The organism is Streptococcus equinus ATCC 9812 (assembly GCF_000187265.1).
GTDB lineage: Bacteria > Bacillota > Bacilli > Lactobacillales > Streptococcaceae > Streptococcus > Streptococcus equinus.
Genome location: NZ_GL698429.1, coordinates 1,107,532 through 1,121,214, shown reverse-complemented (window position 1 = coordinate 1,121,214; position 13,683 = coordinate 1,107,532). Strand labels below are relative to the sequence as shown.

Here is a 13,683-nt window from a genome sequence, read left to right as displayed (position 1 = left end):
ATTAGTATTTTAAATCAAAGTATGTACCAGTGACGTCTCCAGATTTAAGTGTAATTCCATTTTGACCAGCTTCTGGGAAGATACGGCTAGTAAATACTTTTTCTCCTTTATTGATAAAGATTTCAATGATCGAATTATCTACAAAAATATTGGCTGTTGTCTCTTTTGTATCGATTGTACATTCTCGAGTAGTACCAAATTTTGTAGCGTATTGAACACCGGCTTTACTGCGGTCAAGGATAATTTTACCGTCTTTAGTATCTACAGTCAAGCTGAGTCCATTTCCTTTGTCGTCAGCAAAAAGCAGAAGTTCTGATTTTTGATTTATAGGGAAAGTTAACTCTAACTCATAAGTATTGTTTGTTTGTGCTTTGTCAGTGAAAGTTTCAGAAGAATCACGAAGAGAAGTGATTGCTTCAACTGGGTATTGATAAAGTTTACCATCTTTAATAGAAAGTTCTTTAACAAGACTAAGGGCACCTTGGTAATCGTATTGGTCAGTTGGATAGTCGATGTCAGGAAGTCCAATCCAGCTAACAGCAAGCGCACGTCCGTCAGGAGCGTTGAATGCTTGAGTCGCATAGGCTTCAAAACCGTAATCAAGATTTTGAATGTCAGAAGCTCCGACTAGTTTTGCATTTTCTGTGTCAAACGATTGACATACTTTGTAGGTATTTGGGTAAATGTTGCAATAATCAAGTTCAGCTTTATCAAGTCCTTGTGGGCAGTAGATAAGAACTGGTTTATCATCAACAAAAACAAGGTTTGGACACTCAATCATGTACTCTGAACCACTGTTATCAAAGTCAAGATTTCCAACTTCTTCCCAATTTTCGACGTTGTTGTTAACAGCTTTGTAAAGTTTCACGAAGCCTGATTCGTCAAGGTTTTGAGCGCCTACGATTGCGTAGAATTGACCTTTGTAGTTGAAGATTTGTGGGTCACGGAAGTGTTCTGTAACGTCTTTGGGTTGGTGTATAAGAACGTTCTCAATCTTAGTAATATTACGGTCTTTGTCCATCCATGCGCCGATTTGAAGTGGGTCACGTACCCAATTTTCATCGCGGACATTTCCTGTATAGAATAGGAAGAGTTTGCCGTCGATTTCGTATGCTGAACCAGAATAAGCACCGTGGCTATCGTTTTTAGTATCTGGACGAAGTTCTACGTTTGTTTCATGGAAGTGAACTAAGTCTTCAGATTCAGTGTGAACCCATTGTTTCAGTCCATGAGCAGCAGCAAATGGCCAGTTTTGGTAGAACAATGTGTATTTTCCATTAAAGAATGAAAAACCGTTAGGGTCATTTAAAAGCCCTGATTTTGGTTCGATGTGGTAACTAACATGCCAAGGAGATTTTTTGACATTGTTGTTAATTTTTGCCAATTCTTCGGTGCTCCAATTCTCATAAGGACGGTAACGCACTTCTTTTGGTAAATCCATATTTTTTCTCCTTTGTAAATACTATCTATAGTAATATAGTAAACGTTTTCGCCCTAAAAATCAATCGTTTTCGTCCAAAAAGAAAAAAATATGATAAACGCTTGACATAAAACGTTTTTATGATAAAATGTAAATGTAGTTAAGTGAAACGCTTACAAAAATGGTTCACAAATTTTTTTATAAAGGAGTTACTGTAATGGATTATGGTAAGGTAGCATCTGACGTCGTTAAGGCAGTCGGAAAAGACAATCTTGTTGCAGCAGCACACTGTGCGACACGTCTTCGTCTCGTACTTAAGGATGATACAAAAGTTGACCAAGCAGCTTTGGATAACAATCCAGATGTAAAAGGTACTTTTAAAATTGATGGTCAATATCAAGTAATCATCGGTGCAGGTGATGTTAACTTTGTTTATGATGAATTAATCAAAGAAACTGGACTTTCAGAAGTTTCCACTGATGACTTGAAACAAATTGCAAGTAGTGGTAAAAAATTCAACCCAATCATGGCGTTGATTAAATTGCTATCAGATATCTTCGTACCAATTATTCCTGCGCTTGTTGCAGGTGGTCTTTTGATGGCATTACGTAACTTCTTGACAGCTGAAGGATTATTCGGCCCTAAATCAATTGAAGAAATGTACCCAGCTATTGATGGTATTTCTGCAATGATTCAATTGATGTCAGCTGCACCATTCATGTTCTTGCCAATTTTAGTAGGTATCTCAGCTGCTAAACGTTTCGGAGCTAACCAATTCTTGGGTGCTGCTATTGGTATGATTATGACAACACCAGATCTTGGTGGTGCTTCTGAATTCTGGAATATCTTTGGTTACCATGTTGCACAAACAAACTACGCTTACCAAGTTATCCCAGTATTGGCTGCTGTTTGGTTGCTATCTGTATTGGAAAAATTCTTCCACAAAAAACTTCCATCATCAGTTGACTTTACATTCACACCATTGTTGTCAGTAATGATTACAGGATTCTTGACATTTACAGTCATTGGTCCAGCAATGATGGTCGTTTCTAACGCTATTACTGATATTATTGTTTGGTTGTATAACACAACAGGCTTTATCGGAATGGGTATCTTTGGTGGTACTTATTCACTAATCGTTATGACTGGTCTTCACCAATCATTCCCAGCTATTGAAACACAATTGTTGTCAGCATGGACAAAAGGTGTTGGTTATGGTGACTTCATCTTCGTAGTTGCTTCAATGGCTAACGTTGCACAAGGTGCAGCAACATTTGCAATTTGGTTCTTGACTAAAAGCTCTAAAACTAAGAGTCTTACATCTTCAGCAGGTGTATCAGCACTTCTTGGTATTACAGAACCAGCTTTGTTCGGTGTTAACTTGAAATACCGTTTCCCATTCTTCTGTGCTTTGATTGGTTCAGGAGTTGCAGCAGCAGTTGCAGGTTTGGTTAAAGTAGTTTCTGTTTCACTTGGTTCAGCAGGTTTCCTTGGATTCCTTTCAATCAACGCTTCTTCAATCCCATTCTACGTTGTATGTGAATTAATTAGCTTCGCTGTTGCATTTGCACTTACATACTGCTACGGAAAAACAAAAGCAGCAGGTGTCTTTGCGGCTGAAGCAGCAGATGCTGTTAAAGCTCAAGTCGAATCAGACGAACACGCTGTTAAAGATGGCAAAGAAGTTGCTAAAGAAGTATCAGCTCTTTCACAAGCAGGTGTTTCTGAAGAAACTGTTGTTAGCCCACTTGCAGGTCAAGTTGTAGAACTTTCATCAGTAAATGACCCAGTCTTTTCATCAGGAGCTATGGGTAAAGGTATCGCTGTAAAGCCTGAAGGTAACACAATTTACTCACCAGTTGATGGTACTGTTCAACTTGCATTTGAAACTGGTCATGCTTATGGTTTGAAATCTGACAACGGTGCAGAAATCCTTATCCACATCGGTATTGATACTGTATCAATGGCAGGTAAAGGTTTCGAACAAAAAGTTGCTGCTAACCAAAAAGTTAAAAAAGGTGACGTTCTTGGGACATTTGATAGCTCAGCTATCGCACAATCAGGTCTTGATGATACAACAATGATTATTGTTACAAATACTGCAAATTACTCTGAAGTAACTCCAGTTGCTCAAGGAAAAGTTTCTGAAGGTGCTGCGTTACTTGAACTTAAATAAGTATATATGTATATTTTAAGAGGTGTTTTGGCACCTCTTTTTAAATGGAGTCAAAACCTTGTAAATAAAGCAATTTAAGCGTTTTTATGCTTGATATATCTTTTGGAATTTTGTATAATATTGTGTATAAAATAGCATTTAAAAGGGAGATAACATGACTAAATTATACGGTAGTGTCGAAGCAGGTGGAACAAAATTTGTTTGTGCTGTTGGTGACGAAAATTTCCAAGTTGTTGAAAAAGTTCAGTTTCCAACAACAACACCTTACGAAACAATTGATAAAACAGTAGCTTTCTTCAAACGTTTTGAAAAAGATTTGGCTGGTATTGCCATTGGTTCTTTTGGTCCGATTGATATCGACCAAAATTCAGAAACTTATGGTTATATCACATCAACTCCAAAACCACATTGGGCTAATGTTGATTTGGTTGGCTTGATTTCAAAACACTTCAAAGTCCCATTCTATTTCACAACTGACGTTAATAGCTCAGCTTACGGTGAAACAATTGTCCGTAAAGGTGTTAAGAGCCTTGTTTATTACACAATCGGTACTGGTATCGGTGCTGGCGCTATTCAAAATGGTCAATTCATCGGTGGTCTTGGTCACACAGAAGCAGGTCACGTCTATGTTGCTCCACACCCACATGATGTTGCTAATAACTTTAGCGGCGTTTGCCCATTCCACAAAGGATGTCTTGAAGGTATGGCAGCTGGTCCGTCACTTGAAGCACGTACAGGTATTCGTGGTGAATTGATTGAACTTAACTCAGACGTGTGGGATGTTCAAGCTTACTACATCGCCCAAGCAGCTATTCAAGCAACACTTCTTTACCGTCCAGAAGTCATCGTATTTGGTGGTGGTGTTATGGCACAAGAACACATGTTAAAACGTGTTCGCGATAAATTTAAAGCTTTGTTAAATGATTATGTACCAGTTCCAGATGTTACTGAATATATCGTAACACCAGGAGTTGCTGAAAATGGTTCTGCAACACTTGGAAACTTTGCCTTAGCTAAGAAAGTTTCAGAACGTTAATTTATTTTGATTAACAAGATGTAAGTGAGATTGAGGAAAAGTCCTGCAGGGCTGCTCTTCAATCTTTTTTTACACTGATAATTCCTTTGAAATACAGTGCTTTCTTGTTGTTAAGGTGAAAAAAGAGTATAATCGAAACAGGTGAATGCTCAGAAAATACTTAGAATGTTATTAATAAATACTAAAAAATCATACCGTGTTATCTAGTTTATGGCTTAGTTGTCATGATAGCGTATTCTTGTATAGGAGCGCTTTTTATGATAAAATGTGATGATAAGTTTATCGAAAGGAATTGGGATGGCAAATATTCTACGAACTGTTATCGAAAACGATAAAGGCGAACTAATAAAATTAGAAAAAATTGCAAAGAAAGTTGAGTCATACGCTGATGCGATGGCTGCTTTGTCTGATGAAGAATTAAAAGCAAAAACACCAGAATTCAAACAACGTTATCAAAATGGTGAAACGCTAGATCAGTTATTGCCAGAAGCTTTTGCGGTTGTTCGTGAAGCTGCAAAACGTGTTCTTGGGCTTTATCCATACCGTGTTCAAATCATGGGTGGTATCGTTATGCACAATGGTGACGTGCCAGAAATGCGTACTGGTGAAGGTAAAACATTGACAGCGACTATGCCAGTTTACCTTAACGCACTTGCAGGTGAAGGTGTTCACGTTATCACTGTTAATGAATACCTTGCAACACGTGACGCGACTGAAATGGGTGAAGTTTACAGTTGGTTGGGGCTTTCAGTAGGTATCAACCTTTCTGCTAAATCACCATACGAAAAACGTGAAGCTTATAACTGTGATATCACTTATTCAACAAACTCAGAAATCGGTTTTGACTACCTTCGTGATAACATGGTTGTTCGCCAAGAAGATATGGTTCAACGTCCATTGAACTTTGCCTTGGTCGATGAAGTTGACTCTGTCTTGATTGATGAAGCAAGAACACCTTTGATTGTCTCTGGTCAAGTTACTTCAGAAACAAGTCAACTTTACATTCGTGCAGATAAATTCGTTAAAACACTTGAAAGTGTTGATTATGTCATTGATGTACCAACAAAAACAATCGGTCTAACTGATAGTGGTATCGATAAAGCTGAAGAATATTTCCACTTGGAAAATCTTTATGATTTGGAAAATGTTGCCTTAACACACTATATCGATAATGCTCTTCGTGCTAACTACATTATGATTTTGGATATTGATTATGTGGTTAGTGAAAACGGTGAAATCTTGATTGTTGACCAATTTACTGGTCGTACAATGGAAGGTCGTCGTTTCTCTGATGGTTTGCACCAAGCTATCGAAGCTAAAGAAGGTGTACGTATCCAAGAAGAATCTAAGACAAGTGCGTCGATTACTTACCAAAACATGTTCCGCATGTACAAAAAATTGGCAGGTATGACTGGTACAGCCAAAACTGAAGAAGAGGAATTCCGCGAAGTTTACAACATGCGCATCATTCCGATTCCAACTAACAAACCTGTAGCACGTATTGACCACCCAGATTTGTTGTACCCAACACTTGCTTCTAAATTTAGAGCGGTTGTTGAAGATGTTAAACGTCGTCATGCTAAAGGTCAACCGGTTTTGGTTGGTACTGTTGCCGTTGAAACATCAGACCTTATTTCTAAGAAATTGGTTGAAGCTGGTATTCCGCACGAAGTTTTGAATGCGAAAAACCACTTTAAAGAAGCGCAAATTATCATGAACGCTGGTCAACGTGGTGCTGTTACCATTGCAACTAACATGGCTGGTCGTGGTACAGATATCAAACTTGGTGAAGGTGTACGTGAACTTGGTGGACTTTGTGTCATCGGTACAGAACGTCACGAAAGTCGTCGTATTGATAATCAGCTTCGTGGTCGTGCTGGTCGTCAAGGTGACCCAGGTGAATCACAATTTTATCTTTCACTTGAAGATGATTTGATGCGTCGTTTTGGTTCAGATCGTATTAAAGTATTCCTTGATCGCATGAATCTTGATGAAGAAGAAGCAGTCATCAAATCTAAAATGTTGACACGTCAAGTAGAATCAGCTCAAAAACGCGTTGAAGGTAACAACTACGATACTCGTAAACAAGTCCTTCAATATGATGATGTTATGCGTGAACAACGCGAAATCATCTATGCTGAACGTCATGATGTTATCACTGCAGACCGTGATTTGGCTCCTGAAATCAAAGCAATGATTAAACGTACGATTAATCGTGCTGTTGATGCCCACAGCCGCGCGGACCGCGAAGAAGGTATCAAAGCTATCTTGAACTTTGCTAAATCAAACTTGGTTGCTGAAGATTCTATCAAACTATCTGACCTTGAAGGATTAGATTTCGAAGAAATCAAAGAAGATCTTTACAATCGTGCATTGAAAGTTTACGATGCTCAAATCGCTAAGCTTCAAAATGAAGATGCTGTTAAAGAATTCCAAAAAGTATTGATTTTGATGGTTGTGGATAACAAGTGGACAGATCACATTGATGCTCTTGATCAACTACGTCAATCAGTTGGTTTGCGTGGTTATGCACAAAACAATCCAGTTGTTGAATACCAATCAGAAGGTTTCCGTATGTTCCAAGCTATGATTGGTGCGATTGAATTTGATGTGACTCGTACAATGATGAAAGCACAAATTCACCAACAAGAACGTGAACGTACTACTGAACGTGCTACGACAATGGCTGAAAAGAATATCGCTGCTCAAGATGTACAAGTACAATCCGACATTGATTATTCTAACGTCAAACGTAACGAATTGTGCCCTTGTGGATCTGGTAAAAAATTCAAAAATTGCCACGGTCGCAGACATTTTTAAAAAACCAACAGAAAATTCTGACAATTTATTGAAAAAGCTCTTGAAAATGGTATAATAGATGAAATCTTAACTAATTCAGGAGAGGAAATATATGTCATTTACAGCAACAAGTAAGAAGATTAATTTCGATGCTCTCAAAGAGGAATCAAAATTAACTGGTGATGTTTTAGCTAAAAAAGAGGCACGTGATCGCGAATTAGAAGCTATCATTAAGGGTGAAGACAACCGAGTCCTTTTAGTCATTGGTCCTTGTTCATCTGATAATGAAGATGCTGTGTTAGAGTACGCTCATCGTCTTGCAAAACTTCAAGAAGAAGTTAAAGATCGTGTCTTTATGGTGATGCGTGTCTATACAGCAAAACCTCGTACGAATGGTGATGGTTATAAAGGTTTGGTGCACCAACCAAATACATCTGAGGCACCAAGCTTGATTAACGGTATCAAGGCTGTTCGTCACCTTCACTATCGTGTCATTTCAGAGACTGGTTTGACAACGGCTGATGAAATGCTTTATCCAGAGAACTTACCTTTGGTAGATGATTTGGTATCTTACATCGCTGTCGGTGCGCGTTCGGTTGAGGACCAACAGCACCGCTTTGTTGCTTCAGGTATCAGTGTTCCAACTGGTATGAAGAACCCTACTTCTGGAAACTTGAATGTCATGTTTAACGGTATTTATGCCGCACAAAATAAACAATCATTCTTGTTTAATGGTGAAGAAGTAGAAACATCTGGTAACCCATTGACGCACGTTATTTTACGTGGTGCGCTTAATGAATATGGGAAAAATATTCCAAATTATTATTATGATAATGTTATTGATACGATCGATCAGTACGAAAAAATGGGTCTTGAAAATCCATTCATCGTTATCGATACGAACCATGATAATTCAGGAAAACAATATTTAGAGCAAGTACGTATTGTCCGCCAAACATTGATTAACCGTGATTGGAATGAAAAAATTAACAAATACGTTCGTGGCTTTATGATTGAATCTTACTTAGAAGATGGTCGTCAAGATAAACCTGAGGTATTTGGTAAATCAATCACAGACCCATGTCTTGGTTGGGATAATACTGAGAAACTTGTACACGAAATCTACGAAACTCTAGGTAAATAATTATGGGAATACATCAAAAAAGTGCAAGAATCGATATTGCACAAGTTAAAGAACTTTCAAAATTAGAAGGTGATTTTCTTGCTAAGAAAAAAGCACGTGATGTTGAATTAGCGAAAATCATCAAGGGTGAGGATGACCGTATTCTTTTGGTTATCGGTCCTTGCTCATCTGATAATGAAGATGCTGTGTTAGAGTACGCTCATCGTCTAGCAAAACTTCAAGAAGAAGTAAAAGACAAGATTTTTATCGTGATGCGTGTCTATACAGCAAAACCTCGTACAAATGGTGATGGCTATAAAGGATTGATGCATCAGCCAGACACATCAAAATTGCCTGACTTGATTAATGGTATCGCTGCTGTTCGTCATTTGCATTACCGTGTCATTACAGAGACTGGTTTGACAACAGCAGATGAGATGCTTTATCCTGATAATCTGCCATTGGTAGATGATTTGGTATCATATCATGCGGTTGGTGCTCGTTCTGTAGAAGACCAAGAACATCGTTTTGTTGCTTCAGGAATTGATGCGCCAGCAGGTATGAAAAATCCAACATCTGGTAATTTAAACGTTATGTTTAACGGTATCTACGCTGCACAAAATAAACAAAACTTTATTTACCGTAGTGCAGAGGTTGAAACAGATGGTAATCCATTGGCACACGCCATTCTTCGTGGTTCAAATAATGAATACGGTGAGAATGTGCCAAATTACTATTATGATGACTTGTTGAAAGCAATTGACCGCTACGAAGAAATGGGACTTAAAAATCCATTCATCGTTGTGGATACAAATCATGACAATTCTGGTAAAAAATATCTTGAACAAATCCGTATTGTACGTCAAACATTGATTAATCGCGACTGGAGTGATAAAATTAACAAGTATGTACGTGGATTCATGATTGAATCTTACTTGGAAGATGGTCGCCAAGATACACCAGAGGTATTTGGAAAATCGATCACAGACCCATGTCTAGGATGGGATAAAACTGAAAAATTGATTCGTGAAATCCATGTAACCTTAAGTCATGATTCTTATGAAGAATTGCTATTCTAATAATTGAATAACATATGGGGCTGGGGAATTTTCTCAGCTCCTTAGTTTTGGAAATCGTTAAGAGTTAAGCTAATAAGGATTTTGAATTGGTTTAAATCATTTTTCACAAAGGAGACGTATGATTATTGGTCATGGCATTGATTTGCAGGAAATAGCTGCAATCAAGCGAGCTTATGAAAAAAATGAAAGATTTGCTAGGCGGATTTTGACTGACAAAGAATTTCAGATTTTTTCAGCATTTAAAGCTGAGAAGCGTCAGATGGAATTTTTAGCAGGCCGCTGGGCAGCAAAAGAAGCATTTTCAAAAGCACTGGGTACTGGTATTGGTGCAGTTGGTTTTAAGGATATTGAGATTCTCAGTAACGATCTTGGGGCGCCAGTGATTACCAAGTCACCTTTTGAGGGAAATTGCTTTGTGTCGCTTTCTCACACTGGTAACCTTGTACAAGCAAGTGTTATTTTAGAGAAATAATTGTTTGTTGAATGTTTGAAAAATGAAAAGTTGGATGAGTCGATAAATTTTTACTAGCTTTGGAGGAGAAAAAATGATTTCAAGTTTACACCGACCAACAAGAGCCTTAATTGATTTGGGGGCTATTTGTCAAAATATTGAGGCGGTTAAGGCTAATATTCCAGAAGGGAAAAAAGCTTTTGCAGTTGTAAAAGCTAATGCTTACGGACATGGTGCCAAAAAAGTCGCACAAGCTGTGCATCACTTAGTGGATGGTTTCTGTGTTTCTAACGTTGATGAAGCTCTTGAACTTCGTGAAGCAGGCATTGAAGAAACTATCTTGATTTTAGGTGTTATTATGCCTAATGAAGTTGCTTTAGCGCGTGATTATGATATTACGCTTACAGTTGCCAGCCAAGAATGGCTCGATTTAGCGATTGAGCAAGATATTAGTCTTAAAGGTGTTAAGGTTCACTTGAAAGTTGACTCTGGTATGGGACGTATCGGTGTGCGTAGTCTTGATGAAGCTGAAAACTTGATTGCTAATTTGAAAAAAGCTGGCGCTAGTGTCGAAGGAATCTTCACTCATTTTGCGACTGCTGATGAAGCTGATGATACTAAATTTAATGAACAACTTGAATTCTTCACAAATATTGTTGACAATTTGAGTGATAAACCAGCACTTGTTCATGCTAGTAACTCAGCAACAAGTATTTGGCACAGTGAAACTATTTTTAACATTGTTCGTCTTGGTATTGTCATGTATGGATTGAATCCAAGTGGAACTGATATTGAGCTTCCTTATCCGATTAAACCAGCTCTTAGCTTGGAATCATCACTTGTTCACGTGAAGACAATTCCAGCTGGCGCAACGGTTGGCTACGGTGCTACTTACACAGCTCAAAAAGAAGAATACATTGCGACAGTGCCAATCGGTTACGCCGATGGTTGGACACGTGATTTGCAAGGTTTCTCAGTTCTTGTGAATGGTCAAGTTTGTGAAATCGTTGGGCGCGTGTCAATGGACCAAATTACGATTCGCTTGCCTGAAAAATTCCCAATCGGTACAAAAGTAACTTTGATTGGTCAAGAAGGTGACAAAGTCATTTCAGCGACTGATTTGGCTAAAAAACGTGGCACAATCAACTATGAAGTTCTATGTCTATTGAGTGACCGAATTCCACGTTTCTATTCAAAATAAAAGATAAAAGCAGATTCTACAATCGTTGTGAGAAGTCTTACAGCGATTTAGAATCTATTTTTGTTATAATAATAGAAAAGTGAGGTTTTATGAATTTACAATCATCAATTGTGGAATTAAAAGGAATAGGACCGAAGTCAGCAGAGAAGTTTCATAAGTTAGATATTTATACGATTGAAGATTTGCTGCTTTACTATCCTTTTCGATATGAAGATTTTAAGAGTAAAAGTGCTTTAGATTTAGTTGATGGTGAAAAGGCTGTCATCACTGGTACAGTCGTCACACCAGCTAATGTACAATATTATGGTTATAAGCGTAACCGTCTGTCCTTTAAAATTCGACAAGGCGAGGCTGTTATTACGGTATCATTTTTCAACCAACCTTATCTTTCTGACAAGGTAGAGCTTGGCAGTGATGTGGCGATTTTTGGAAAATGGGATGCCCTAAAATCTGCAGTGACAGGAATGAAGATTTTAGCGCAGGTGGAAGACGATATGCAACCTGTTTACCGAGTAGCACAAGGCATCTCACAGGTAGCGCTAGTTAAGGCTATTAAGTCAGCTTTTGAAATTGGTGCTCAAAACTGGTTGCCTGAGAATTTACCGCAGGTGCTTTTGGAGAAATACCGTTTGCTGAGTCGAGCGAAAGCAACAGCTGCTATGCATTTTCCAAAAGATTTAGCTGAATACAAGCAAGCTCTTCGACGTATCAAGTTTGAAGAACTCTTTTATTTCCAAATGAATCTGCAAGCCTTGAAGGCTGATAACAAATCTGAAGCAAATGGCCTTGCGATTGCTTTTGACGAGAAGAAAATGGCTGAAAAGATTGCAGCTCTGCCATTTGTTCTAACGGGTGGTCAGAAACGAAGTCTAAGTGACATTTTGTCTGATATGCGCTCTGGTGGGCACATGAATCGTCTTTTGCAAGGGGATGTTGGTTCGGGTAAAACTGTTGTTGCTAGTCTTGCCATGTATGCTGCGTATACGGCTGGTTTTCAGTCTGCTTTGATGGTGCCAACAGAAATTTTAGCAGAGCAACATTTTGAGAGTCTGACGCAACTCTTTCCTGATTTATCCATTGCCATTTTGACATCGGGAATGAAATCGGCGGCTAAAAAGGCAGCTCTTACGGCGATTGCTGATGGTTCTGTGGACATGATTGTAGGAACGCATGCGCTTATTCAAGATGCGGTGAGCTACCATCGTCTGGGACTTGTCATTACGGATGAGCAGCATCGCTTTGGAGTTAATCAGCGTCGTATTTTCCGTGAAAAAGGGGAAAATCCTGATGTGCTCATGATGACTGCGACACCTATCCCTCGTACGCTCGCCATTACTGCCTTTGGTGAGATGGATGTTTCAATCATTGACGAATTGCCAGCAGGTCGGAAACCAATTATTACACGTTGGGTGAAACATGAGCAATTGGAGGTTGTACTTGATTGGGTGAAAAAAGAGCTCCAAAAAGGAGCTCAGGCTTATGTGATTTCACCCTTGATTGAAGAATCAGAATCGCTTGACTTGAAGAATGCTATTGCTTTGCATGAAGAACTTTCTGCTTATTTTGATCGAACAGCTGAAGTTTCTTTGATGCATGGTCGCATGAAAAATGACGAGAAAGAAGCCATCATGCAAGATTTTAAGGCGCAAAAAAGTCAGGTTCTGGTATCAACGACAGTTATTGAAGTTGGTGTCAATGTGCCAAATGCAACTATCATGATTATCATGGATGCTGATCGTTTTGGGCTTAGTCAGCTACATCAGCTGCGCGGACGTGTCGGACGTGGGCAAAAACAATCGTATGCTATTTTAGTCGCAAATCCTAAGACTCAGACAGGTAAGGAACGCATGAAAATCATGACAGAAACCACAGATGGTTTTGTCTTGGCAGAAGCTGACCTTAAAATGCGTGGTTCAGGTGAAATCTTCGGAACACGCCAATCAGGAATTCCAGAATTCCAAGTGGCTGATATCGTTGAAGATTATAATATTCTTGAAGAGGCAAGGCGCGTTGCAAGTCAGATTGTTTCAGAAAAAGATTGGAAAAGCAATCCACTGTGGCAAGTCATTAGCCAAAATCTCAAAGATAAAGGAAATTTCGATTAAGGTTATTGAAAGTTTTTTGCAAGGCAAGCTTAAGCTTGCCTTTTTATAATGACTTTACTAAATAAATGAGAGGTAAAGCTTATGACAGTTAAAGTAACCTACAAGAAGTATTTTGTCAAAACAATCCACATGAAACCAGCTTACGGTAAGTAAGCTAGAAGGAGTGCTCTTTTTTGATATTTCGCTATGGCAGTAGAATTACCCGCAATAAGAGACGTAAGACCATGGAAATAATTTAACTCAGTCTGATATGGTTGAGTTTTTATTTGTAAAAAACAACGATTTAAAAAGCG

Annotated in this window: 9 protein-coding genes; 8 read left to right on the top strand and 1 reads right to left on the bottom strand. The window is 38.6% G+C overall.

Annotation, left to right across the window (positions count from 1 at the left end):
* Nucleotide 1 precedes the first annotated feature (1 nt).
* Complete coding sequence (locus HMPREF0819_RS05370) at nt 2-1,441, bottom strand: sucrose-6-phosphate hydrolase (protein WP_004233173.1); 1,440 nt, start codon at nt 1,439-1,441, stop codon at nt 2-4.
* Nucleotides 1,442-1,637: 196 nt separating this feature from the next.
* On the opposite strand from HMPREF0819_RS05370, the gene HMPREF0819_RS05365 reads away from it, so the two are divergent.
* The 8 genes from HMPREF0819_RS05365 to recG all read left to right on the top strand — a co-directional run bounded on the left by HMPREF0819_RS05365 (nt 1,638) and on the right by recG (nt 13,390).
* Entirely contained in the window at nt 1,638-3,596 is a 1,959-nt protein-coding gene (locus HMPREF0819_RS05365; RefSeq protein WP_044023358.1) for a sucrose-specific PTS transporter subunit IIBC, read from the top strand.
* A 154-nt stretch (nt 3,597-3,750) separates the two neighbouring features.
* Complete coding sequence (scrK, locus tag HMPREF0819_RS05360; RefSeq protein WP_004233170.1) at nt 3,751-4,632, top strand: fructokinase ScrK; 882 nt, start codon at nt 3,751-3,753, stop codon at nt 4,630-4,632.
* A 297-nt stretch (nt 4,633-4,929) separates the two neighbouring features.
* On the top strand, nt 4,930-7,452 hold the full coding sequence (gene secA, locus HMPREF0819_RS05355; RefSeq protein ID WP_044023357.1) for a preprotein translocase subunit SecA: 2,523 nt from the start codon (nt 4,930-4,932) through the stop codon (nt 7,450-7,452).
* A gap of 91 nt (nt 7,453-7,543) precedes the next feature.
* Nucleotides 7,544-8,575, top strand: coding sequence for a 3-deoxy-7-phosphoheptulonate synthase (locus tag HMPREF0819_RS05350; RefSeq protein ID WP_004233168.1), 1,032 nt, complete (start codon nt 7,544-7,546; stop codon nt 8,573-8,575).
* Between the two features lie 2 nt (nt 8,576-8,577).
* On the top strand, nt 8,578-9,633 hold the full coding sequence (locus tag HMPREF0819_RS05345; protein WP_004233167.1) for a 3-deoxy-7-phosphoheptulonate synthase: 1,056 nt from the start codon (nt 8,578-8,580) through the stop codon (nt 9,631-9,633).
* A gap of 118 nt (nt 9,634-9,751) precedes the next feature.
* Nucleotides 9,752-10,105, top strand: a complete 354-nt coding sequence (gene acpS / locus HMPREF0819_RS05340) for a holo-ACP synthase (RefSeq protein WP_004233166.1) — start codon at nt 9,752-9,754, stop codon at nt 10,103-10,105.
* Nucleotides 10,106-10,178: 73 nt separating this feature from the next.
* Nucleotides 10,179-11,285 carry an alanine racemase gene (gene alr / locus HMPREF0819_RS05335; RefSeq protein WP_004233165.1) on the top strand — a complete coding sequence of 369 codons (1,107 nt, stop codon included), beginning with the start codon at nt 10,179-10,181 and terminating at the stop codon, nt 11,283-11,285.
* 89 nt (nt 11,286-11,374) lie between these two features.
* Nucleotides 11,375-13,390, top strand: coding sequence for an ATP-dependent DNA helicase RecG (recG, locus tag HMPREF0819_RS05330; protein WP_004233163.1), 2,016 nt, complete (start codon nt 11,375-11,377; stop codon nt 13,388-13,390).
* The last annotated feature ends 293 nt before the right edge of the window (nt 13,391-13,683 follow it).

Excerpts from the sequence above, each read along its gene's own strand:
- HMPREF0819_RS05370 (WP_004233173.1), bottom strand. The coding sequence starts at position 1,441 with ATGGATTTACCAAAAGAAGTGCGTTACCGTCCTTATGAGAATTGGAGC.
- HMPREF0819_RS05365 (WP_044023358.1), top strand. The coding sequence starts at position 1,638 with ATGGATTATGGTAAGGTAGCATCTGACGTCGTTAAGGCAGTCGGAAAA.
- scrK (WP_004233170.1), top strand. The coding sequence starts at position 3,751 with ATGACTAAATTATACGGTAGTGTCGAAGCAGGTGGAACAAAATTTGTT.
- secA (WP_044023357.1), top strand. The coding sequence starts at position 4,930 with ATGGCAAATATTCTACGAACTGTTATCGAAAACGATAAAGGCGAACTA.
- HMPREF0819_RS05350 (WP_004233168.1), top strand. The coding sequence starts at position 7,544 with ATGTCATTTACAGCAACAAGTAAGAAGATTAATTTCGATGCTCTCAAA.
- HMPREF0819_RS05345 (WP_004233167.1), top strand. The coding sequence starts at position 8,578 with ATGGGAATACATCAAAAAAGTGCAAGAATCGATATTGCACAAGTTAAA.
- acpS (WP_004233166.1), top strand. The coding sequence starts at position 9,752 with ATGATTATTGGTCATGGCATTGATTTGCAGGAAATAGCTGCAATCAAG.
- alr (WP_004233165.1), top strand. The coding sequence starts at position 10,179 with ATGATTTCAAGTTTACACCGACCAACAAGAGCCTTAATTGATTTGGGG.
- recG (WP_004233163.1), top strand. The coding sequence starts at position 11,375 with ATGAATTTACAATCATCAATTGTGGAATTAAAAGGAATAGGACCGAAG.